The 22,898-nt window shown below is 67.9% G+C and carries 19 protein-coding genes; 10 read left to right on the top strand and 9 right to left on the bottom strand.

Annotated elements, in window-relative coordinates:
• Window positions 1-76: 76 nt before the first annotated feature.
• Both FSZ13_RS02705 and FSZ13_RS02710 read right to left on the bottom strand, forming a co-directional pair.
• The gene (locus tag FSZ13_RS02705; RefSeq protein WP_145477885.1) at window positions 77-286 is read right to left on the bottom strand and encodes a cold-shock protein; all 210 of its coding nucleotides are present in this window, start codon (window positions 284-286) and stop codon (window positions 77-79) included.
• A gap of 421 nt (window positions 287-707) precedes the next feature.
• A complete protein-coding gene (locus tag FSZ13_RS02710) occupies window positions 708-1,604 on the bottom strand; it encodes a pseudouridine synthase (protein WP_145477886.1) in 897 nt (298 codons plus the stop codon).
• 42 nt (window positions 1,605-1,646) lie between these two features.
• Here FSZ13_RS02710 and FSZ13_RS02715 point away from each other — a divergent pair, with 42 nt between their 5' ends.
• The 3 genes from FSZ13_RS02715 to FSZ13_RS02725 all read left to right on the top strand — a co-directional run bounded on the left by FSZ13_RS02715 (window position 1,647) and on the right by FSZ13_RS02725 (window position 5,555).
• The gene (locus tag FSZ13_RS02715; protein WP_145477887.1) at window positions 1,647-2,201 is read left to right on the top strand and encodes a YaeQ family protein; all 555 of its coding nucleotides are present in this window, start codon (window positions 1,647-1,649) and stop codon (window positions 2,199-2,201) included.
• Between the two features lie 9 nt (window positions 2,202-2,210).
• The gene (locus FSZ13_RS02720; RefSeq protein ID WP_145477888.1) at window positions 2,211-3,395 is read left to right on the top strand and encodes an NAD(P)/FAD-dependent oxidoreductase; all 1,185 of its coding nucleotides are present in this window, start codon (window positions 2,211-2,213) and stop codon (window positions 3,393-3,395) included.
• A gap of 90 nt (window positions 3,396-3,485) precedes the next feature.
• Window positions 3,486-5,555, top strand: a complete 2,070-nt coding sequence (locus FSZ13_RS02725) for a GGDEF/EAL domain-containing response regulator (RefSeq protein WP_145477889.1) — start codon at window positions 3,486-3,488, stop codon at window positions 5,553-5,555.
• Window positions 5,556-5,993: 438 nt separating this feature from the next.
• Here FSZ13_RS02725 and fabV read toward each other — a convergent pair whose 3' ends face one another.
• The 6 genes from fabV to queA all read right to left on the bottom strand — a co-directional run bounded on the left by fabV (window position 5,994) and on the right by queA (window position 13,079).
• A complete protein-coding gene (gene fabV / locus FSZ13_RS02730; protein WP_145477890.1) occupies window positions 5,994-7,250 on the bottom strand; it encodes an enoyl-ACP reductase FabV in 1,257 nt (418 codons plus the stop codon).
• A gap of 167 nt (window positions 7,251-7,417) precedes the next feature.
• Window positions 7,418-8,398 carry a protein translocase subunit SecF gene (secF, locus tag FSZ13_RS02735; protein WP_145477891.1) on the bottom strand — a complete coding sequence of 327 codons (981 nt, stop codon included), beginning with the start codon at window positions 8,396-8,398 and terminating at the stop codon, window positions 7,418-7,420.
• Window positions 8,399-8,414: 16 nt separating this feature from the next.
• Window positions 8,415-10,271 carry a protein translocase subunit SecD gene (gene secD, locus FSZ13_RS02740; protein ID WP_145477892.1) on the bottom strand — a complete coding sequence of 619 codons (1,857 nt, stop codon included), beginning with the start codon at window positions 10,269-10,271 and terminating at the stop codon, window positions 8,415-8,417.
• A gap of 61 nt (window positions 10,272-10,332) precedes the next feature.
• The gene (gene yajC / locus FSZ13_RS02745; protein ID WP_070206534.1) at window positions 10,333-10,677 is read right to left on the bottom strand and encodes a preprotein translocase subunit YajC; all 345 of its coding nucleotides are present in this window, start codon (window positions 10,675-10,677) and stop codon (window positions 10,333-10,335) included.
• Between the two features lie 154 nt (window positions 10,678-10,831).
• On the bottom strand, window positions 10,832-11,962 hold the full coding sequence (tgt, locus tag FSZ13_RS02750; RefSeq protein ID WP_145477893.1) for a tRNA guanosine(34) transglycosylase Tgt: 1,131 nt from the start codon (window positions 11,960-11,962) through the stop codon (window positions 10,832-10,834).
• A gap of 88 nt (window positions 11,963-12,050) precedes the next feature.
• The gene (queA, locus tag FSZ13_RS02755) at window positions 12,051-13,079 is read right to left on the bottom strand and encodes a tRNA preQ1(34) S-adenosylmethionine ribosyltransferase-isomerase QueA (protein ID WP_145478522.1); all 1,029 of its coding nucleotides are present in this window, start codon (window positions 13,077-13,079) and stop codon (window positions 12,051-12,053) included.
• A 248-nt stretch (window positions 13,080-13,327) separates the two neighbouring features.
• Here queA and FSZ13_RS02760 point away from each other — a divergent pair, with 248 nt between their 5' ends.
• A complete protein-coding gene (locus FSZ13_RS02760; protein ID WP_145477894.1) occupies window positions 13,328-14,824 on the top strand; it encodes an aminotransferase class III-fold pyridoxal phosphate-dependent enzyme in 1,497 nt (498 codons plus the stop codon).
• An 82-nt stretch (window positions 14,825-14,906) separates the two neighbouring features.
• On the top strand, window positions 14,907-15,500 hold the full coding sequence (locus FSZ13_RS02765; RefSeq protein WP_145477895.1) for a TIGR00730 family Rossman fold protein: 594 nt from the start codon (window positions 14,907-14,909) through the stop codon (window positions 15,498-15,500).
• A 68-nt stretch (window positions 15,501-15,568) separates the two neighbouring features.
• Here FSZ13_RS02765 and FSZ13_RS02770 read toward each other — a convergent pair whose 3' ends face one another.
• Window positions 15,569-18,457, bottom strand: coding sequence for a bifunctional diguanylate cyclase/phosphodiesterase (locus FSZ13_RS02770; RefSeq protein ID WP_145477896.1), 2,889 nt, complete (start codon window positions 18,455-18,457; stop codon window positions 15,569-15,571).
• A 205-nt stretch (window positions 18,458-18,662) separates the two neighbouring features.
• Between FSZ13_RS02770 and FSZ13_RS02775 the strand changes: the two genes are divergently transcribed.
• The 5 genes from FSZ13_RS02775 to FSZ13_RS02795 all read left to right on the top strand — a co-directional run bounded on the left by FSZ13_RS02775 (window position 18,663) and on the right by FSZ13_RS02795 (window position 22,852).
• On the top strand, window positions 18,663-19,217 hold the full coding sequence (locus tag FSZ13_RS02775) for an RNA polymerase sigma factor (protein WP_260844101.1): 555 nt from the start codon (window positions 18,663-18,665) through the stop codon (window positions 19,215-19,217).
• Window positions 19,214-20,161, top strand: coding sequence for a hypothetical protein (locus FSZ13_RS02780; protein WP_145477898.1), 948 nt, complete (start codon window positions 19,214-19,216; stop codon window positions 20,159-20,161). Before FSZ13_RS02775 ends, FSZ13_RS02780 begins: the two co-directional genes overlap by 4 nt.
• Before the next feature lie 48 nt (window positions 20,162-20,209).
• Complete coding sequence (locus FSZ13_RS02785; RefSeq protein WP_145478523.1) at window positions 20,210-20,818, top strand: IMPACT family protein; 609 nt, start codon at window positions 20,210-20,212, stop codon at window positions 20,816-20,818.
• A complete protein-coding gene (locus FSZ13_RS02790) occupies window positions 20,811-22,589 on the top strand; it encodes an ABC transporter transmembrane domain-containing protein (RefSeq protein ID WP_145477899.1) in 1,779 nt (592 codons plus the stop codon). The genes FSZ13_RS02785 and FSZ13_RS02790 overlap by 8 nt, the downstream gene beginning before the upstream one ends.
• A gap of 65 nt (window positions 22,590-22,654) precedes the next feature.
• A complete protein-coding gene (locus tag FSZ13_RS02795) occupies window positions 22,655-22,852 on the top strand; it encodes a hypothetical protein (protein ID WP_145477900.1) in 198 nt (65 codons plus the stop codon).
• Window positions 22,853-22,898 lie beyond the last annotated feature (46 nt).

The raw sequence follows: 22,898 nt of genomic DNA on the forward strand, positions 1-22,898 counted from the left end.
GTATGCAGCGCGCAATAAAAAACGCCGGAAGCTTTCGCTTCCGGCGTTTTCGGCAACCTTACGGTTGCAGGGGCAATTAAGCCGCCTGCACCTGGTCAGCCTGCATGCCCTTCTGGCCCTGCACGGCGACGAAGGTGACCTTCTGGCCTTCCTGCAGCGACTTGAAGCCGGTGCCCTGGATGGCGCGGAAGTGCACGAACAGGTCCGGGCCGCTTTCCGGGGTGATGAAGCCGAAGCCCTTGGCGTCGTTGAACCACTTGACAGTGCCGGTCTGACGATCAGACATATACAAACTCCTGGAACATAAGTTGAAAATAATCGCGGCCGCCGGAGATCGGGGCCGAGACTGAGTTGCAGGCGTTGGTAAAGCGGATCGATGAGCGGATCGTGAGATCAACTGCACCAGGCCACGATTCACGGTGACCCTAGCAAACACAGTGTGGGGGACGATACTCGCCTTTTACCGAAAAAGCGATAGCCACGTGATTCAGCCATCTCCCCCGTCCCGCCTGACAGGACAAGGGATTGGGGAATCGTACACGAATTGGATGCCCCTATTCATGTATTTCCAGACTTAATTTCAGCAAAACGGGGAGCGAGAGGACCCTAAAGAATGCTGGACGCGGGCGTGTTCCGGCCGTAGAGCCACGCCTTGCGTGGCTGCCCTTGGGGCCAGGTTCCCCCGCGCAGCCACGCAGGGCGTGGCTCTACGCTGCCTGGTCGAGGGTCTGTTGGCTGGTGAATCGCCGGGGGTGGCCGGTCAGGGGGTCTTTGAACGCCAGCGCCTGCGCCAGCAGCTGCAGGGGCTGTTCCGGCGCTCCTGCCGCCGGCGGCCGCAACTGCGGGTACAGGTCATCGCCGCGGATCGGGGCGCCCAGCGCGGCCATGTGCAACCGCAGCTGGTGTTTGCGGCCGGTTTCCGGGTGCAACCGGTAACGCCACTCCGGCCCGTTGGCGTCGATCACCTCGATCCGGGTCCGGGCGTTGGGGGCGCCCGGTGCCTCCGCCATCCGGAAGAACGGCTCCCCGGGCACCAGCTGGCTGTGCCGCTCCAGCGGAAAGGCCAACCCGGGCAAGGCCGGGGCCAGCGCTTCATAGGTCTTGTCGATGCGCCGCTCACGAAACAGCCGCTGGTAGGCGTCGCGTGTCTCCGCACGCGTCGAGAACAGCACCAGGCCTGCCGTCAGGCGGTCCAGCCGGTGCAGCGGCACCAGTGCCGGGTTGCCGGTGCGGGCCACCAGGCGCGCCAACAGGGTCTGCCTTACGTATCCCCCGGCCGGCGTCACCGGCAGGAAATGCGGCTTGTCGGCCACCAGCAGGTGGTCGTCGAGGTGCAGGATCGCCTCGCGGGCGGGAATATCCGCTTCGTCGGCCACCTCACGGAAGTACTGGATCTCGCTGCCCACCCGCCACGGCGCGTCGGCCGCCAGCGCCCTGCCCTGCCCGTCCAGCACACGCCCGCGCGCGAAGCGGTCCTGCCACTGGGCGCGGTCGACCTGCGGAAACCGCGCGCACAGCCCGTCCAGCAGGCACGTCCACGGACCGGGAGCGAGCTGCAGGCGACTGGCGGCAACGTGGCCGTGGATTGGATCGGACGGGTGCATGGCCCACGCATTATCATGGCGCTCTTTGTTTACGGTACCCCCATGGCCCTCACCGCCACCATCCGCAAGGCCGAGCTGCAGATCAGCGACATGGACCGCGGTTACTACGCCAGCCACAGCCTGACCCTGGCCCAGCACCCTTCCGAGACCGACGAACGCCTGATGGTGCGGCTGCTGGCGTTCGCGCTGAACGCGGACGACCGGCTCGAATTCGGCCGGGGCCTGAGCGTGGATGACGAGCCGGACCTCTGGCGCCGGGACTACACCGGCGACATCGAGCTGTGGATCGAGCTGGGCCAACCCGATGAGTCGCGCCTGCGCAAGGCCAGCGGGCGCGCCCGCGCGGTGCAGCTGGTGATGTATGGCAGCAGCCACCTCACCGACACCTGGTGGAAGCGCAATGGTGCCGCTTTGAACAAGCTGTCGCTGCTCGAGGTCATGGACCTGCCGGGCGAGTTCGTCACCGAATGGGGCTCGAAGATCGAGCGCACGATGAACTGGAGCGTGCTTATCCAGGATGGCGAGGTCCAGCTGATGTCCGACACGGCGCACCTGACCGTCACTCCGACCTGGCGCAAGCGCAAGCCGCAGGCCTGAGCCCGGGCGATGACGACGATCCGCTGCGATGTCCTGGTGATCGGCGCCGGCGCTGCCGGACTGATGTGCGCGCTGACCGCGGGCCGGCGCGGGCGCATGGTGCAGGTCATCGACCACGCCAACAAGGTCGGCAAGAAGATCCTGATGTCCGGCGGTGGCCGCTGCAACTTCACCAACACCGGCACCACGCCCGCCAACTTCCTGTCGGCCAATCCGCATTTCTGCAAGTCGGCGCTGGCCCGCTACACGCCTTGGAACTTCATCGAGATGGTGGAGCGGCATGGCATCGCCTACCACGAGAAGGAACTGGGCCAGCTGTTCTGCGACATCTCCTCCAAGCAGATCGTGCGCATGCTGGTGGACGAGTGCACCGCCGCCGGTGCCCAGATCCGTACCGACTGCAGCGTGGAGAAGGTGGAGCGCGGCGCCGATGGCTTCCATGTCCACACCACGCAGGGGCATTTCCACGCCGCCTCGCTGGTCGTGGCCACCGGCGGCCTGTCGATTCCCAGCCTGGGCGCAACCGGCTTCGGCTACGAGCTGGCCCGCCAGTTCGGCCATGAGGTGCTGCCGACCCGTGCCGGGCTGGTTCCGCTGACCCTGAGCGGCAGGCACCAGGAGCGCTTCCACGACCTGAGCGGGGTCGCCCTGCCGGTGGCGGCGCGCTGCAACGACGTGGAATTCCGCAACTCGATGCTGATCACCCATCGCGGCATCAGCGGCCCGGCGATCCTGCAGATTTCCTCGTTCTGGCAGCCTGGCGACGACCTGCGCCTGGACCTGCTGCCGGGCCAGGATGCCGAAGAGTGGCTGCGCACGATGAAACGCGAGCGCGGCGCGGCCGAGCTGCGCACGGTATTGTCCGAGGTCCTGCCGCGACGGCTGGCGCTGCGCCTGTGCGAGCACTGGCTGCCGGACCGGCCGGTGCGGCAGATCGACGAGCGCGAGCTGCGCCAGGCTGCGGCCCTGCTGCAGGACTTCCCGCTGGTGGCCAGCGGCACCGAAGGCTACCGTACCGCCGAGGTCACGCTGGGGGGCGTGGACACCCGCAGGGTATCGTCGAGCACGTTCGAGTCGCAGCTGGTGGCGGGCCTGCATTTCGTCGGCGAGGTCCTGGACGTGACCGGCTGGCTCGGCGGCTACAACTTCCAGTGGGCCTGGGCCAGCGGCCACGCGGCCGGCCAGGTGGTCTAGCCGTCCTTACATTCCGTGACCGGCGGCCGCCGCCGGCATGGACGAAGTCACACGCATCGTGTATCAAGTTCGCAGTACGGGGAGTAGTGAATGCAGAACGCGAATGACATCACCGTCCGCCTGCTGATCGTGGATGACAGCGGCGAGAACGCCGAAACCATCGTCAGCATGCTGCGCAACAGCGGCATCGCGGTGCGCCCGGCGCGCCCGAACAACGCCGGGGAGCTGGCCCAGATCATCGGCAGCCAGCCGATCGACCTGGTCCTGGCCGCCCCCGCGCAGAGTATTCCGCTGCTGCAGGTGACCCAGCAGATCGCGGCCAGCGGCAAGGACATCCCGATGATCCTGCTGGCCGAGTCGATCAACGAATCGGAATGGGTGGAAGCCAGCGCCAACGGCGTCCGCGCGGTGGCCCTGCGCAATCGCCCCGAGCACCTGCTGGCGGTGGTCCGCAACGAGTGGACCGACCTGCACGCGCGCCGCGGCCTGCGCCGCATCGAAGCGCAGATGCGCGAAACCGAGCGCCGCTGCGACGCGCTGATCGCCTCGTCGCGCGACCCGATCGCCTACGTCCATGAAGGCATGCACATCCGCGCCAACGAGGCCTACCTGGAGATGTTCGGGTACGAGGCGTTCGACGACGTGGAAGGCATTTCGCTGCTGGACATGGTGGCGCCGCAGCACGTGGACGGTTTCAAGCAGCTGCTCAAGTCGCTCAGCAAGGGCGAAGCGCCGCCGCCGCAGTACCAGGTGGACGCGCGCAACCAGGACGGGGCGGTGTTTGCCGCCACCATGGAGTTCACGCCGGCGACCTACGAGGGTGAAAGCTGCCTGCAGGTGGTGTTCCGCCGCCGCATGGAGCTCGACCCGGAGCTGGCCCGCGAGGTCGAGGACCTGCGCCAGCGCGACCAGGTCACCGGGCTGCTCAATCGCCAGACCTTCATGCTGCACGTGGAAAACGCGGTGGCCCAGGCCGGTCGCAGCGAAGGCCGCTTCGGCCTGCTGCTGGTGGAGCCGGACCACTACGCACGCCTGCTGCCCGACATCGGGCTGGATTCGGCCGATGCGCTGATCGCGGCGCTGGCCAAGGTCCTGGCCGACACGGTCGGCGACCGCGCCCAGGTGGCCCGGTACGGCGAGCACAGCCTGGCGGTATTGACCGAAGGCGCGTACGCGGACACCGAAGCACTGGCCGACCAGATCCGCGAAGCCTTCGCCTCGCAGGTGTTCAGCATCGGCGAGCGTTCCGCCACGGTGACGGTCAGCATCGGCGGCGTGCAGGTGGGCGAGAAGATCGCCAGCGTCGGCCAGGTGCTGGCGCGTGCCACCGAATGCCAGCAGGCGGCATCGGAACTGGGCAACACCAGCCGGATCTTCGACCCTGCGGCGGTGGACCGGGTGGAAGAAGAACGCATCCAGCGCTGGGTGGCGCGGATCAACGAGGCGTTGGCCGGCGACGGCTTCCAGCTGCACTACCAGCCGGTGCTGAACCTGGGTGGTGAACCGCTGGAGCTGTACGAGGCCTACCTGCGCCTGGACAACAACGGCGAACTGCTGAGCCCGACCGCCTTCCTGGGGATTGCCGAGGAGCACGGCCTGCTGGGCGACATCAACCGCTGGGTGGTGGCGCACGCGATCGGCGTTCTCGGCCAGCGCGCGCGTGCCGGCCATGCCACGCACATGATGGTGAAGATCACTCCGGAGTCGTTCAACGACCCGCAGATGGTGGCGACGATCCGCCGCGAGCTGGAAGCCCAGGGCGTTCCCGGCGAGCGGCTGTGGCTGCACGCACCCGAAGCCAAGGTGTTCACTCACCTGCGCAATGCCCAGCAGTTCCTGGCGGACGTGGCGCCGCTGGGCTGCCGTCTGGGCCTGGAGCAGTTCGGTTCGGGCCTGGACTCGTTCCAGCTGCTGGCACATTTCCAGCCGCAGTTCCTCAAGCTGGACCGCGACTTCACCAGCGATTTCGCCCGCACCCGCGAGAACGCGGACAAGATCAGCGAGATCACCACGCGCGCGCAGGAGGCCAACATCCGCACCATCGCCGAGTTCGTCGCCGACGCCAACTCGATGAGCCTGCTGTTCAGTGCCGGGGTCGATTACGTACAGGGCGAGTTCGTGGGGCCTGCCGCGCCTGCGATGAACTTTGATTTTGGTTGATTGCTGACAGCAAAAGCAGGGGCCTGCGGTTTCACTGTTTTGGGCCGGCGGGTGTGGGTTTGCGGGACACGCCGTTAACCCATCCATGGGGGCTTGTAGAAAACATCCATGTTTTCTACAGTCCCGCAAACCCACCCCCGCCGACCCTTTGACGGTTGGTTGGTGGCCTTGGGGGAGCAGTATCCAAAGCGAAGCCTTCTGCGTTTTGGGTCATGCGTTACCGTGCGGATCAGCCTGATCGGCAGTCGTTCGGGAACCGACCCTACCCCGTAGAGCGACGCCCTGCGTCGCTGCTGTTGATCTTGATCTTCCATCCGCGGGGTCGGTTGGCGGGCAGCCTCGTAGGGATGGAGGCGCTGCCCTACTCGCCAACCCCGAAACGAAAATGCCGCCCAGACCGGGCGGCATTTTGCTTTTCAGCCTTTCAGCAGACCAGACTCAGGTCATATCGACCAGGTCCGGAATGGCCACATCGGTAGTGACGTCCGCTTCGTAATCCACGCCTTCCACGCCGAAGCCGAACAGGCGCAGGAAGTCGGCCTTGTAGCCGGCCAGGTCGCTGATCTCGTACAGGTTCTCATTGGTCACCTGCGGCCACAGCGCGACCACTTCGCTCTGCACGTCCGGCGCCATTTCCTTGTAGTCCGCACGCAGGCGGCCGGCTTCGTCCACCAGCTCCACCGTGCGGCCATCGGCCAGCAGCTGGTGGCGCAGGCGATCGGCCGCCGCGCCGCTTTCCTTGCCGCCGTAGAGGATGTCGTACAGCGTATCAAGCTGCTCGATGCAGCCCTCGTGCGTACCACGTTCCTTCATCACCTTGAACAGCAGCGACAGGTACAACGGCATGGTCGGGATGGCCGAACTGGCCTGGGTGACCACCGCCTTCAGCACCGACACGCGCGCGTCGCCGCCAATCGGGGCGAGCTTGGCACGGATGCCCTTCACCTTCTCGTCCAGGTCCTTCTTCGCCGCCCCGATCGAACCGTTCCAGTAGATTGCCTGGGTGATCTCCTCACCCACGTACGTGAACGCCGTGGTGGTGGCGCCTTCTGCCAGCACCCCGGCCGCCAGCAGCGCGTCGATCCACATCTGCCAGTCTTCGCCGCCCATCACCGCCACCGTGCCGGCGATTTCTTCCGGCGTGGCCGGCTCGATCGTCGTCTCGGTGATCACTTCCTTGTCCGTATCCAGCCCGCGCAGCGTGATCGGCGCACCGATCGGCTTCAGCGTCGAGCTGATCACCTCACCGGTCTTCGGATGCTTGCGGCGCGGCGCGGCCAGGCTGTACACCACCTGGTCGACCTGGCCCAGGTCCTGCCGGATCAGCTCGATGACCTTGTCCTTGACCTCATCGGAGAACGCATCGCCGTTCACGCTCTTGGCGTACAGCCCGGCCTGGCCAGCGTACTTGTGGAACGCCGCCGAGTTGTACCAGCCTGCCGTGCCCGGCTTGGTTTCCGTACCCGGGCGTTCGAAGAACACTCCGAGCGTGGCCGCCCCGCTGCCGAACGCCGCCGTGATGCGCGCGGCCAGGCCATAGCCGGTGGACGCGCCCAGCACCAGCACGCGCTTGGGACCATTCTGGATCTTCGGCTGCGCCTGGATGTACTCGATCTGCTGCTTGACGGCCGCGTCGCAGCCGACCGGATGGGTAGTGACGCAGATGAAGCCGCGCACACGCGGTTTGATGACCATGAAGACCTCGATAGGAACGGCGCGGCCACGGGAACGGCCGCACGCAACCCGGAAATCGTAGTGCGCGCGGGCAGGCAGCACAACCGACGCCCCGGTACGGAAACGAAAACGCCGGGCAATGCCCGGCGTTTCGTCATCCTGGGTGCCGGACTCGGCCCGGCAACACCTTACGGACGGCGCTCCAGCGCCTCGATGTCCTTCGCCTTCGGCAGCAGGTCCTGCTTGCTCACGCGCAGGAAGCCGATGGTCAGCATCGGTACGGCCACCAGGATCGAGGACAGCACCACGATCACCGCGCCCACCATGTGGGTTTCGGCCAGGCCTTCCAGCGAGGCGCCGCCGTACATGTACAGGGCGAGTGCCGACAGGAAGAACATCACCGCGGTGATCACCGTACGCGACAGCGTCTGGTTGATCGAGCGGTTCAGCACTTCCAGCGGCTCGGCACGCAGGCTGCGGAAGTTTTCGCGGACGCGGTCGAACACCACGATGATGTCGTTGATGGCAAAGCCCATCACCGACAGCAGGCCGGCCAGCAGGTTCAGGTCGAACTCGCGGCCCATCAGCGACATGTAGGCCAGCGTCACCAGCAGGTCGAACAGCGCCACGATGCTCGCGGTGACCGCGAACTTCCATTCGAAGCGGAAGCCGATGTAGATCAGGAAGCCGGCCAGCATGAAGATCGTGGCGTACAGGCCGTTCAACGCCAGGTCCTTGCCGATCTGCGGGCCCACGAACTCGTTGCGCAGGATCGTGGCCGGGTTCTCGCTGGTGGTGATCGCCTTGAGTACCGCGTCGCCGGTGGCCTTGTCCTCGGCGCTGGCCGCACCGGTACCCGGTGCATGTTCGCCGTGCGGGGCCAGGCGGATCAGCACGTCGGTGTTGCCACCGAAGCTCTGCACCTGGGTGCCCTCGAAGCCATTGGCTTCCAGCCGCGAGCGGACCTCTTCGACGTCCATCTGCCGATCGAAGCGCGCTTCGATCAGGGTGCCGCCGGTGAAGTCCAGTGCGAAGGTGAAGCCCTTGATGCCGATGATGGCAACCGAGGCCAGGAACACCGCGATCGTGACCGCCATGGCGACATGGCGCCAGCGCATGAAATCGATCTTGGTGTCGTTCGGGAGGATGTGCAGCGGAAACAGTTTCATTGTGCGAGTCGTCCCGTCAGATGGCCACGTTCTGGAGCTTCTTGCGACGACCGTAGATCAGCGTCGCCAGGGCGCGCGACACGGTGATCGCAGTGAACATCGAGGCGAAAATACCGATGATCATGGTCAGCGCGAAGCCCTTCAGCGGGCCCGTACCGAACGCGAACAGGGCCACGCCCACGATCAGGCCGGTCAGGTTGGCGTCCAGGATGGTGCCGCTGGCGCGCTCATAACCGGTCACGATCGCGGTCTTGCCCGGTACGCCCGCACGCAGTTCCTCGCGGATGCGTTCGTTGATCAGCACGTTGGCGTCGACCGACAGGCCCACCGACAACGCCAGGCCGGCGAAGCCCGGCAGGGTCATGGTGGCACCGAACAGCGACATCACCGCGACCACGATCAGCAGGTTGAACAGCATCGCGGCCGAAGTGATCAGGCCGAACATGCGGTAGTACACGGTGAAGAACACCAGGGTGAACAGGAAGGCGTAGATCACCGCGGTAATGCCGCGCTCCACGTTCTCCGCACCCAGGCTCGGACCGACCACGCGTTCTTCCACGAAGTCCATCGGCGCGGCCAGCGAGCCGGACTTCAGCAGCTTGGCCAGGTCTTCGGCTTCCTTCTTCTCCAGGCCGGTGGTCTGGAAGTTCTTGCCGAACACGCCGTTGATGTTGGCGACCGAGATCACTTCCTCGTTGACCCGGAAGCTGCGCACTTCCTGGCCATCGACCAGGGTCACGGTCGGCACGCGCTCGGTGTACACCACCGCCATCGGCTTGCCGACATTGGCACTGGTGAAATCGAACATGCGCTGGCCGCCGACGCTGTTCAGCGTCACGCTGACCGACGGCGTGCCGGTGGTGGCATCGTTGACCGCCTGCGCGGCCACCATCTGGTCGCCGGTGACGATCACGCGCTTGTTCAGCAGGATCGGGCCACCGCTGTCACGGCGCTGGTAGACCTTGGCCTCCGGCGGGATACGACCGGAATCGATCGCGTCCTGCGCGTTGCCATCGACCACCGCACGGTATTCCAGGGTGGCAGTGGCACCGATCATGCGCTTGGCTTCGGCGGTGTCCTGCACGCCGGGCAGCTGCACGACCACGCGGTCGGCGCCCTGGCGCTGGATGATCGGCTCGGCCACGCCCAGCTGGTTGACGCGGTTGCGCAGCGTGTTGATGTTCTGCTCGATGGCACCGTTGGTGATCTGGCTGAGCTCGGTCTCCGGAATGGTCACGGTGATGCGCTTGCCGGACACGTCGTAGCCCAGGGTCGGCTGCGCCTTGGCCAGGGCCAGGCGGGCACGCTCCACGGCGGCGTCGTCGGTGGACGGGCTCAGCGTGGCCACGATGGCATTGTCGGGACGACGCTCGACCGACTGGAACGGTACCCGCGACTCGCGCAGCGTGCCGCGCACGTCTTCGGCGTAGGCGTCCATGCGCTTGTCGACGGCCGCCTTCTGGTCCACCTGCAGCACGAAGTGCACGCCACCCTGCAGGTCCAGGCCGAGCACCATCGGGCGACCGCCCAGGCGCTGCAGCCAGTCCGGCACGGTCGAGGCCAGGTTCAGGGCCACCGTGTAGTTCTCGCCCACGCTGTCGCGCAGCTTGGCGCTCGCCGCAGCCTGCGTCTGCAGGTCCGGCAGGCGCACGATCAGGCTCTCGCCTTCCCTGTCCACACCGATCGGGGCGATGCCGGCGACCTTCAGGTCGGCCAGGACGCGCTCGCGAAGGGCGTCATCGACCTGCCCGCCACGGTTGGCGGTGATCTGGACGGCGGGGTCCTTCTGGTAGATGTTGGGCAGAGCGTACAGCGCGCTGAGCGCGAGTACGATCAGGATGACGACGTATTTCCAGCGTGGAAATTCAAGCATTGCCAGGTTCCTGCGCGGCGCCATTCCCGGCGCCGCGGTTGTGCTTCGGAAAGGGAGTGGCTCAGTTGGCCGACTTCAGGGTGCCGGTCGGCAGCACGTTGCCCACGGCGCCCTTCTGCACGCGGATGTTCACGTTGTCGGCCACTTCGATGGTGACGAAGTTGTCGCCAATGCCCTTGACGGTGCCGGCGATGCCGCCGTTGGTGAGCACTTCATCGCCGATCTTGATCTTTTCCAGCATCGCCTTGTGTTCCTTCTGGCGCTTCATCTGCGGGCGGATCATCAGGAAGTACATGATCGCGATCAGGATGATCGGGAACAGCAGCGTGGTCAGGCCCATGCCCTGCGGCTGGCCACCGGCGGCTTGGGCGTGGGCGGCGGGAATCAGGAAGGCGATCAGGTTCATGGTGTGTCCTTAGGGTTGGGAGGCGCCCTTCCCCACATGGGGTCGGGTGTCGCCGCGAAAAAGGGGTCAGCCGCGAAGTATGCCACGCCCCCGGGACTTCGTCCTTGGGCCGTTTGGCAGGGTCCGCGCGCCGGATCCGGGCCTGGCCGGCCGCTTACAGCGACGGCGTGGCCATGCCCCGGGCCGCATAGAAGGACTCGCGGAAGGCCTCGAAGGTTCCCGCCGCGATGGCCGCGCGCATGTCGGCCATCAGCTTCTCGTAGTAGTACAGGTTGTGGATGGTGCCGAGCATGGGCGCCAGCATTTCGTTGCAGCGGTCCAGGTGGCGCAGGTACGAACGGGTGTAGCCACTGGTGCAGGCGTGGCAGCCGCAGCCCGGTTCGATGGTGTCCATGTCGCGCTCATAGCGGGCGTTGCGGATGCGCACCGTGCCGAACGAGGTGAAATAGTGGCCGTTGCGGGCATTGCGGGTCGGCATCACGCAGTCGAACATGTCCACGCCGCGGGCGACGCCTTCGACCAGGTCTTCCGGGCGGCCCACGCCCATCAGGTAGCGCGGGCGGTCGGCCGGCAGGATCGGGTGCATGTGGTCGAGCATCGCGTTGCGCTCGTGCTCGGGCTCGCCCACCGCCAGGCCGCCGATCGCATAGCCGTCGAAGCCGATCTGCTGCAGTCCCTCGGCCGAGCGGCTGCGCAGGTCGTGGTGGACCCCGCCCTGCACGATGCCGAACAGCGCCGCATCATTGCCCAGTTCGTCGTGCGCGTTGCGGCTGCGCTGGGCCCAGCGCAGGCTCAGCTCCATCGAGGTCCGCGCGACCGGCTCGGTGGCCGGGTACGGGGTGCATTCGTCGAAGATCATCACGATGTCCGAGTCGAGCACCTTCTGGATCTTCATGCTCTCCTCCGGGCCCAGGAACACCCGGGCGCCGTCGGTCGGCGAGGCGAAGGTGACGCCCTGCTCGGTGATCTTGCGACGGTGGGCCAGCGAGAACACCTGGAAGCCGCCGGAATCGGTCAGGATCGGCCCATTCCAGCGCGCGAAGCCGTGCAGGCCGCCGTGGTCGGCGATCACGTCCAGGCCCGGGCGCAGGTACAGGTGGAAGGTGTTGCCCAGGATGATCTCGGCGCCCAGCGCGCGGATCTGCTCCGGCAGGATGCCCTTGACCGACCCATAGGTGCCGACCGGCATGAACGCCGGGGTTTCCACCGTCCCGCGCGGGAAGGTCAGGCGGCCGCGGCGGGCGCGCCCGTCGGTGGTCTGGAGCTGGAACTGGAGTCGGGACATCGGGGCGGAATCGGGGGCAAATAATCCTCGATTATCGCCTAAAACCGACCCGGGCGCGGCTGGACGTGCCGGGGCAGCCCATCCGGCGTCATGCCTGCGGGAACAGCAACATGGCATCGCCATAGCTGAAGAACCGGTACTTCTCCTCGATCGCCGCCCGGTAGGCCTCGAACACCCTCGCCTGCCCGGCAAACGCCGAGATCATCATCAGCAGCGTGCTTTCCGGCAGGTGGAAGTTGGTCACCATCGCGTCCACGCTGCGGATCCGGTAGCCCGGGGTGATGAAGATCTGGGTTTCGCCGGCATAGGGCAGCAGTTCGCCCTCGCGCATCGCGCTTTCCAGGGCGCGCACCACCGTGGTGCCCACCCCGATCACGCGCCCGCCGGCGGCGCGGGTGCGACGCACCTGCTGGACCAGCTCGGCGCCCACGTTCAGCCATTCGCGGTGCATGACGTGGTCCTTCAGGTCATCGGCGCGCACCGGCTGGAAGGTGCCGGCGCCCACGTGCAGGGTGACGTGGCCGAAACCAACGCCCTTGTCCTGCAGTGCCGCCAGCAGCGCTTCGTCGAAGTGCAGGCCGGCGGTCGGCGCGGCCACGGCCCCCACTTCGCGGGCAAACACGGTCTGGTAGCGTTCGCGGTCGTCCAGGCCGGGCTCGCGCTGGATGTACGGCGGCAATGGCAGGCGCCCGGCGTGCAGCAGCCACTGCTCCAGCGGCTCGGGCACGTGGAACTGCAGCACATAGAATTCGCCGTCGCGCCCCAGCACCTCGACCTCGCCACCGGCATCCAGCGCGATGCGGCTGCCGGGCTTGGGCGACTTGCTCGCCCCCACCTGCGCCCGCGCCTGCTGCCCGCCGAGCAGGCGCTCGATCAGGATCTCCACCCGCCCGCCGCTGGCCTTCTGCCCGAACAGGCGGGCCGGAATCACCCGGGTATCGTTGAACACCAGCAGGTCGCCGGGGTTGAGCAGGGACGGCAGGTCGCGCACCTGGCGGTGTTCGAAGGCGCCGGGGGCCTGCGGCACCACCATCAGGCGGCTGGCGGAGCGCTCGGCGAGTGGGGCCTGGGCGATCAGTTCAGCGGGGAGGTCGTAATGGAAGTCGGACTTCTTCAAGGGAGCGCACGGCAACGTGTAGGCAATGTCGCGCATTGTACGACTGGCTCCCGGTGGCAACGCGAGAAGCATTGAACGTCGCGCAAAATGTTGCTTTGCAACAGTTTTTTGCGGGGTTATCGCGCGAAAAACCGCGTGATAGCATCGAACCGGAAGTCTGATGCACGAGCCGCATTGCCCCAGGCGCGCGCCCCCGGTCGCGCGTTTTGCATTTGCGCCGTGCCGCCAATCGTTTCAGGAGATCTGCAATGCGCTTCATCGAACGCCTCGCCCCCCTTCGCGCCCAGCCCGGCACCCGCCTCACCGCCGGCCTGGATGACGCCACCCTGGAACGCCTGGCCGCAGGCCACCCGCAGCTGCTGGCCGCCGTGGAGGCGGGCGCCGCCGAATTCGAGCGCGTCCGCGCCGATCTCGCCGACGTACTGCCGCTGGACGAGCGCGCGCAGGTCGACGCGATGCAGGACGGCTTCGTCAATTTCTATGCCGATGACGCGGTCACCCCGTATGTCGCCCTCGCGGCCCGCGGCCCGTGGGTGGTGACGCTCAAAGGCGCGGTGCTGTATGACGCCGGCGGCTACGGCATGCTCGGCTTCGGCCACACCCCGGAGGCGGTGCTGGAGGCGATGGCCGCCCCGCAGGTGATGGCCAACGTGATGACGCCGAACCTGTCCCAGCACCGTTTCATCCAGGCCCTGCGCCGCGAGATCGGCCACCGCCGTGGCGGCTGCCCGTATGCCAGGTTCATGTGCCTGAACTCGGGGTCCGAAGCGGTCGGCCTGGCCGCGCGCATCGCCGACGTCAATGCCAAGCTGCAGACCGACCCGGGCGCCCGCCATGCCGGTTCGAAGATCAAGCGGGTGGTGGTCAAGGGCAGCTTCCACGGCCGTACCGACCGCCCGGGCCTGTACTCCGATTCCAGCCGCAAGGCTTACATGCAGCACCTGGCCAGCTACCGCGGCGAGGACACCGTGATCGCCATCGCCCCCTACGACGAGGATGCGTTGAAGCGGGTGTTCGCCGACGCCCAGCAGAACCACTGGTTCATCGAAGCGGTGTTCCTGGAGCCGGTGATGGGCGAAGGCGACCCCGGTCGCGCCGTACCGCCGTCGTTCTACGCACTGGCGCGCGAGCCGACCCGCCAGCACGGCAGCCTGCTGCTGCTGGATTCGATCCAGGCCGGCCTGCGCGCGCACGGCGTGCTGTCGATCGTGGATTACCCCGGCTTCGAAGGGCTGGACGCGCCTGACATGGAGACCTATTCCAAGGCCTTGAATGCCGCGCAGTACCCGCTGTCGGTGCTGGCGGTGACCGAACATGCCGCGCAGCTGTACCGCAAGGGCATCTACGGCAACACCATGACCAGCAACCCGCGCGCGCTCGATGTCGCCTGCGCGACGCTGTCGCTGCTCACCCCGGAAGTGCGCGCGAACATCCGCGCGCGGGGCGAGGAAGCCGTGCGCAAGCTGGAACAGCTCAAGGCCGAGCTGGGCGGGCTGATCACCAAGGTGCAGGGCACCGGGCTGCTGTTCTCGTGCGAGCTGGCCCCGCAGTTCAAGTGCTACGGCACGGGCTCCACCGAGGAATGGCTGCGCCACCACGGCATCAACGTGATCCATGGCGGCGAGAACTCGCTGCGCTTCACCCCGCACTTCGGCATCGACAGCGAAGAGCTGGACCTGCTGGTCGGCCTGGTAGGCCGCGCGCTGAAGGAAGGCCCGCACCGCGAGCAGACCCAGGCGGCCTGACGGGACCGGGCCGTCCAACCTCCGCGCGCAACGCGCGCGGGGGGCCATGCGATAATGGGTGGTTTCCAGCAGGGACCCCCACATGAAATCCATCTGCGTCTACTGCGGCTCCAACGCCGGCAGCAAGCCCATCTACACCGAACGTGCCATCGCGCTGGGCGACCGCATTGCCCGCGACGGCCTGCGCCTGGTCTATGGCGGCGGCAACGTCGGCCTGATGGGCACCGTGGCCAATGCCGTGCTGGCCGGCGGTGGCGAAGTCACCGGGGTCATCCCGCAGCAGCTGGCGGACTGGGAAGTGGCCCATCGCGGCTTGACCGAACTGGAGATCGTCGGCTCGATGCACGAGCGCAAGTCGCGCATGTTCGACCTCTCCGATGCGTTCGTCGCCCTGCCCGGCGGCTTCGGCACCATGGAAGAGATCTTCGAGATGCTCACCTGGCGCCAGCTCGGGATCGGCAACAAGCCGTGTGCGTTCCTGGACGTGGACGGTTTCTACGCGCCCCTGATCGGGATGATCGACCGCATGGTCGAAGAGCGTTTCCTGCATCCGGAACAGCGCGCGGACCTGTGGTACGGCTCGGACATCGACGCGATGCTGGACTGGATGCGCGCCTATGAGCCGGCGCAGGCGTCCAAGTGGATCGATGAGAAGCGCCGCACGGCGTTGCGCTGAAACGCAGCCGGGCAGAGCCCGGCTCTACGGTAGGCCAGCCGGGCAGAGCCCGGCTCTACGGGGGCCACTCACCCGGTAATGAATGTGTCCATCGGCGCCGGGCGGCCGAGCAGGTAGCCCTGGCCGTAATCGCAGCCCAGCTGCAGCAGCGTTTCGCGCTGGGCCATGTTCTCGATGCCCTCGCCCACCGTTTCGATGCCCAGCGTGCGCGCCAGCGACAGCACGCCCTGCACCAGCGCGTACGTGCTCTGCAGGTCCTGGCCATGCAGGCCGGCGATGAAACTCTGATCGATCTTGAGCGTGGAGATCGGGAAGCGGTGCAGGTAGGACAGCGCCGAAAAGCCGGTGCCGAAATCATCCAGCTGCACCAGCACGCCGCGTTCGCGCAGCGCCTGCAGGATCCGCAGCGTGCGCGGACCGTCGTCGAGCAGCGCCACTTCGGTGATCTCCAGCCGCAGCCGGCGCGGGTCGGCACCGGCCGCTTCGATCAGGCCGAACAACCGCGGACTGAAATCGGCCGAACGGAAATGCCGCGGCGACACGTTGACCGAAAGATAGCCCTCGCCGCCGCGCGCCAGCTGCCCGATCACCTCTTCATACAGCAGCCAGTCGACCTGCTCGATCAGGCCGCTCTCCTCGCCGAGGTCCAGAAACGCGCTGGGCAGCAACAGCCCGCGCCGCTCGTGACGCCAGCGCAGCAGCGCTTCGTACCCCACCACCTGGCCGTCGGCGAGGCGCACGATCGGCTGGTAGTACGGCAGGAAGTCGCGGTTGTTGATCGCGCGGCGCAGGTCCGCTTCCAGGTCCAGGCTGCGCAGCGCCTCTTCGCGCATCGCTTCGTCGAACACCGCCCAGCGATCCTTGCCCTGCGCCTTGGCGCGGTACATGGCGGCGTCGGCATCGCGCACCATCTCCTCGCCATTGCGGTAGCGCGGGCTCCACATCGCGATGCCCAGGCTGCCCGACGGGAAAAGCTCGCGGCCCTGCACCCACATCGATTCCTCCAGCGCCACCAGCATGCGCTGCGAGAACTCGCGCGCGGTCTCCAGCCCGTGCTCGCATTCGAGCAGCAGCGCGAACTCGTCACCGCCCAGGCGGGCCACCACGTCATCGACCCCCACCATCGACACGATGCGCTTGGCCACTTCGACCAGCATCTGGTCGCCCGCAGCGTGGCCGATGCTGTCATTGACCAGCTTGAACCGGTCCAGGTCCAGGAACAGCACCGCGAAACGCAGCCCGTCGCGCGAGCGTGCGCGGGCGATCGCGTCTTCCAGGCGGTCGAGCAGGTGCGCGCGGTTGGGCAGTCCGGTCAGCGCGTCGTGCAGGGCCTGGTGGGTCAGGCGCTGCTCGGCGCGCAGGCGTTCGCCGATCTGGCCGAGCAGCTTGTCGTTCACTTCGGCCAGCTCGCGGGTGCGCTCGTCGACGCGTTTCTCCAGCTCTGCATGCGCGTTGCGCAGCCGCTCCTGGTCGCGTTGCCTGGCCAGGCCGTTGCCGATGTTCTGTGCCACGAAGGTCAGCAGGCGCTGGTCATGCGCGGTGAAACTGATCTCCGGCGAATAGCTCTGCACCACGATCACGCCGACCACGTCGTCATCGCTCAGCAGCGGCACGCCCAGCCAGCAGTGCGAGCGCGCGCCGAATTCGTTCACGCTGCCGGACGCACGCAGCGCGTCGATGTGCTCGCGGGAGGCCAGCAGCGGCTGGCGGTTGCGCACGATGTACTCGGTCAGGCCCATGCTGAAGCGTCGAGGCGCGCGGGACGGGTTGTATTCGTCCACCGAGTAGACGAACTCCAGCCCGGTGCCGGATTCGTCGACCAGCGCGATGTAGAAATTGCGCGCATCCAGCAGCGTGCCGACCACGCCGTGGACCTGCACGTAGAACTGGGCGAGGCTTCCGGCGCTCATCGCCATCTCGGCGATGTTGAACAATGCCAGCTGCAGCTTTTCGGCGCGCCGACGTTCGACCACCTCGTCCTGCAGGCTGTGGTTGGCGCGCTGCAGCTCCAGCGTCCGCCGCTCCACCTGCCGCTCCAGCTGCACCTGCGCCTGGCGCCGGTCCATCGCGGTGAGGATGTGCTGGGCCACGTAGCCCAGCAACGTGCGGTCCGCTTCGTTGTAGCGCACCCGTCGTTCGTAGCTCTGCACCACGATGGCGCCGCAGACCCGGCCGTCGCGCAGCATCGGCACGCCAAGCCAGTCCAGGCTCTCGGGGCCGCGGCTGGGGTCGTATTCGTCGTTCATCGCCGCCAGCAGCTCGCTGGACGGTCCGCTCAGCGGCTGGCCATGGCGCAGCAGCGCGAAGGTCAGGCTGCGTGGCATTTCGTGTTCTTCGTAGCTGCGGTCGGGGTCGGCCACGAAGTCATCGCACTGGTCGGCGAAGTACAGGAAGCGGATCCGCCGGCGCACGTCGTCGTACTCGACGATGTAGCAGTTCTGCGCGTACATCAGCGAATTGAGCACGCGGTGGAAATGCCGCAGCATTTCGGTCATTTCAAGGTCGGCGCCGGCCAGGTCGGCGATTTCGTACAACGCCTGCTGCAGGCGCTTGGAGTTTTCCAGCGAACGGATCTGCTCGCGTTGCCGGGCCAGCGCCAGCGCATCCTGCAGGCCGCCGCGGGCCACGCCCCACCAGGCGTCGGGCGGGCTTGCGCCGCCCTCCAGCAGCACATGGATGACCAGCTCCCCGCCCTGGTGCTGCCATCGGTACATCGCGCCGCCCTCGGGATCCGACGGCGGCGAGCGCAGCAGCGCCTCCAGCAGATCCCGTTCCGGGCCGGCGCCGGGCGGATGGCGCACGCAGCCGTCGCCCAGCGCGGCGTCGATCCAGCCCAGGGTGAGCCGGGCGCCGGCGGGCAGCAACGCGCACAGCGTCCGCGCGAGCGTCGCCGATACCGCTGCGCCACGATCCTTCTGGCCTGAGGTCGTCACTGCCTGGCTGGACAACATGTTCATCTCTTCTGGCGCCGGATGCCCGTCGCCTCCCCTGTGCGCCGAGCATACCGCGCAACCCGGGGGGGAATGAAAGGCCTCGACCCCGTTGCCGGCCTTCGGACGTTCATTGCTGCATGTCCCGCGCCTGGTCGTTACCGTGATGATCGCTGCTGCTCCCACCCTGCCCGGCTATGCGCAGGCGCATCCAGCGCTTACTCTGTCCGCCGTGGATGCCGCCGCCCTGCCAACCGACGAGTCGCTGATGCTGGCCTGGGCCGCCGGCGACCTGCGTGCCTTCGAGAGCCTGTATGCGCGGCACCGCAACCGGCTGTACAGCTTCCTGCTGCGCCAGCTGCGCGACGCGGCGCTGGCCGACGAGATGTTCCAGGACGTCTGGCAGCGGGTGATCGCCGCCCGCGCCGGCTGGCAGCCCGAAGCGGCCTTCACCACCTGGCTGTTCCGGATCGCCCACAATCGACTCAACGACCACTGGCGGTCGCTGCGCCATCGCCCCGCGACGCCAGGCGACGCCGACGAGCGCGTGGCCCGCATGAGCGATCCGCGCACGCCCGAGACCCAGCTGTCCGAGTTCGAACAACGCCGTCGCCTGCAATTGGCGATGGAGCAGCTGCCCGACGACCAGCGCACCGTGCTGCAGCTGCGACTGGAGCAGGAACTGAGCCTGGAAGAGATCGCGCAGATCACCGGGGTGGGTCGCGAAACCGTGAAATCGCGGCTGCGCTATGCGATGGATAAACTGCGCGCGGAGTTGAGCCCATGAACCGCCACGACCCGCTGAGCCCGGAAGAACGCGAGCTGGCGCGCCTGCTCGGCCGGCCTGCATCCAGCGCACCGCCGCCGGCGGTGGACGAGGCGGTACTGGCCGCCGCGCGTGCAGCCGTGCAGACGGTGGCCGCGGCGCCGGACGCCCAGGCAGCCGCTGTGGCAGCCGCTGCAACCGCCCCTGGGGATACCCGCCACGTGCCACGCCGGCGATCGCGCCTCCCTGCGGCCTTTGGCCTGGCCGCCTCGCTGGTGTTTGCCGTGGGCATCGCCTGGCAGCTCAAGCCGGAGGCGCCGCCGCCGGCCGCGCCGGCTCCCATGGCCAGCGAGGCTGCGCCTGCTTCGGCGGCGCCGGAAGATGCCGCCGTCGCCGAGGACACCGCCCCGGCACCGCGGGCCGCCGACGCGGCAGCCGCTGCCGCGCCCGAGCGCATACCCGCCACGCCGAAGCCGATACCGGCGCCGCCCCCGGCACCCCCGCCGCCGCGTCCCGCCGCAACGCCGGCCGCCGCGCCAGCGCCTCCCGCACCGATGGTTGCGCCCGCCGCGCCCGCCCCGCAGCCCGAAAGGGCCGAGGCCGCACCGGCCCCGGCGCTGGACCGCATGGAGGTCGCCGAAAGCCGGGCCAGCGATGCACGCGAGCGCGCCAAGCTCGCCGCACCTGCCGCACCCAGCGCGCAGGGCGCCCCAGGCGTCATGCGCCGCGCTGCGCCGCCTGCGCCTGCAGCCGCTGCAACGCAGGGCGCGATGGCGTCGCCGGACGCGCTCACCCAGGCGGTCGATGCCGACGCAACGTTGCCGCGTCGGCAGTGGATCAAGCGCATCCGCGAGCGTCGCGATGCCGGTGACCTGGAGACCGCGCGCGCCAGCCTGGAACGCTATCTGCAGCATTACCCGGAAGCACGCATACCGGGCGACCTGCGCGCCCTGCTCGATCCCTGAGCCGGGCCGTACCCGGCGCAGAGGGTGGCCGGCGCTACAATGACGCCGATGCCCGATACGCTCGCCACCACCGTCAGCCACAGCCTGGACATCAAACACAGTCGCTTCATCGCGCACGCGTCACCGATCGACGCGCCCGGCGACGCGCTGGCGTTCCTGCAGCAGGTGGCGGTGGCCGACGCCACGCACAACTGCTGGGCCTACCGGCATGGCAACGAGTACCGTTCCAGCGACGATGGCGAACCGGCGGGCACCGCTGGTCGCCCGATCCTGGCGGCGATCGATGGCCAGGGCTTCGACCGGGTGATGGTGGTGGTGATCCGCTGGTACGGCGGCATCAAGCTGGGCGCTGGGGGGTTGGTGCGGGCCTATGGCGGGACCGCCGCCGAATGCCTGCGCACCGCGCCCCGGCTGCCGCTGGTGGCACTGGCCGAGCTGACCCTGCAGGCCGGCTTCGAGGACCTGGGCGCGCTGCATGCGGCGCTGGCGCTGCACCTGGCCGACAAGCTGGATGAAACCTTCACCGCGTCCGGGGTGGAACTGCAGGTGCGGCTGCCGGCCGACCAGGTCGACCCGTTGAAAATCCGCCTTCGTGACGCCACCCGTGATCGTATCCGGGTGCATGCACGCACCGAACCAGGCTTTGCCCATGACTGATCCACAGACCCCGCCCGTGCCTTCGCCGGCCCCCGCCCTGCGCCGCCTCGGCAGCCTGGGCACGCTGTGGCCGTTCGTGCGCCGCCACGGCGGGTTGTTCGCCGCCTGGCTGGTGGCGCTGGCAGTGTCTTCGGCAGCCACGCTGAGCCTGCCGCCGGCGGTCAAGCAGATGATCGACCATGGCTTCAACAGCGACGGGCAGATCAACCGTGCCTTCGCGCTGCTGTTCCTGGTCGCGGTAGTGCTGGCGCTGGCCACCGCCGCGCGCTTCTTCTTCGTGTCGCTGCTCGGCGAAAAGGTGGTGGCCGACCTGCGCAGCCGCCTGTACGCGCACCTGATCGCACTGGGCGCCGGATTCCATGACCGCAGCCGCAGCGGCGAGCTGGTGTCGCGCCTGACCGCCGACAGCGAACTGCTGCGCAGCGTGATCGGCTCCACCATGTCCGTGGCCCTGCGCAGCAGCGTCACGGTGGTGGGCAGCCTGGTGATGCTGTTCGTGACCAGTCCGCGCCTCGCCGCCTGGTCGCTGGTGGGCATTCCACTGGCCGTGCTGCCGATCATCATCGGCGCGCGCCGCCTGCGCGGCATTTCGCGCGCGAGCCAGGACCGCATCGCCGACGCCAACAGCCTCGCTGCGGAAACCCTGGGCGCGGTGCGCACGGTGCAGGCGCATGCGCGCGAGCCGTACGAGCGCGGCCGCTTCAACGCCGCACTGGGCGAATCGATCCGCGCCGCGCGGCGCCGCATCGCCGCGCAGTCGCTGGTCACCGCCACCGCGATCGTGCTGGTGTTCGGCGCGATCGTGGGCGTGCTGTGGCTGGGCGCGCATGATGTGATCGACGGCCGCATGAGCGCCGGCACGCTGGGCCAGTTCGTGCTGTACGCGCTGATCGGCGGCGGCTCGGTCGGGGCGCTGGCCGAAGTCTGGAACGAACTGCAGCGCGCCTCCGGTGGCATGGGCCGGATCGCCGAGCTGCTGCAGGAAGAGGTCGAAATCACCCGTCCCGCCGACCCGCTGCCGCTGCCGCAGCCGCTGCGCGGCGAGATCCGCTTCCAGGACGTGGTCTTCCACTACCCGCAGCGCCCGGATACCGCCGCGCTGGAACATTTCGACCTGCATGTCCGTCCCGGCGAAACCGTGGCGCTGGTGGGGCCTTCAGGCGCCGGCAAGAGCACCGTGCTGTCGATGCTGCTGCGGTTCCACGATCCGGCGGCCGGCAGCGTGCAGGTGGACGGCGTGGACGTGCGCCGGGTCGATCCGGCGGAGCTGCGCGCGCAGATGGCGCTGGTACCGCAGCAGCCCACCCTTTTCGCCAGCAGCGCGCTGGACAACATCCGTTACGGCCGGCTGGAAGCCAGCAACGACGAGGTGCAGCGCGCGGCAGCCGCGGCCGAGGCCGACGACTTCCTGCAGGCGCTGCCGGAGGGTTACCTGAGCGAACTGGGCGAACGCGGAGCGCGCCTGTCCGGTGGCCAGCAGCAACGCATCGCGATCGCACGCGCCCTGCTGAAGGACGCACCCATCCTGCTGCTGGACGAAGCCACCAGTGCGCTGGACGCGCAGAGTGAACGCGCGGTGCAGCAGGCGCTGGAACGGCTGATGGCCGGTCGCACCACGCTGGTGATCGCGCACCGCCTGGCCACCGTGCTCAAGGCCGACCGGATCGTGGTGATGGACCACGGCCGCATCGTGGCGCAGGGCACGCACGCGGAACTGCTGGCCGAAGGCGGGCTGTACGCTGAACTGGCGAAGCTGCAGTTCATCGATTGATGACACACCGCTAACGCGGGGGGTCGCATCGTGGCCACGGTCCATGGTTCCGCAGGAGGTGTTGCATGTCGTTTCGACAGTTCCCCGCCATCGACGCCGATGGCAAGGATTACGTGATCATCGAATTCAAGAGCGAGCCGTCGAGTGCACAGGCTGACGCGGCCGAACCGCAGGTGCGCTATGAGCTGGACGATGGGCAGCGCCTGGTGCGTGATGGACGCGTGTTCCGTCTCGAAGGTGGCGGGTTGACGCTGACGATTTGAGGCGTACCGACCAACGGTCGGTACCTACCGGGCGGGTTTTGAGGCG

The organism is Stenotrophomonas rhizophila (assembly GCF_007667275.1).
GTDB classification, from domain to species: domain Bacteria; phylum Pseudomonadota; class Gammaproteobacteria; order Xanthomonadales; family Xanthomonadaceae; genus Stenotrophomonas; species Stenotrophomonas maltophilia_AE.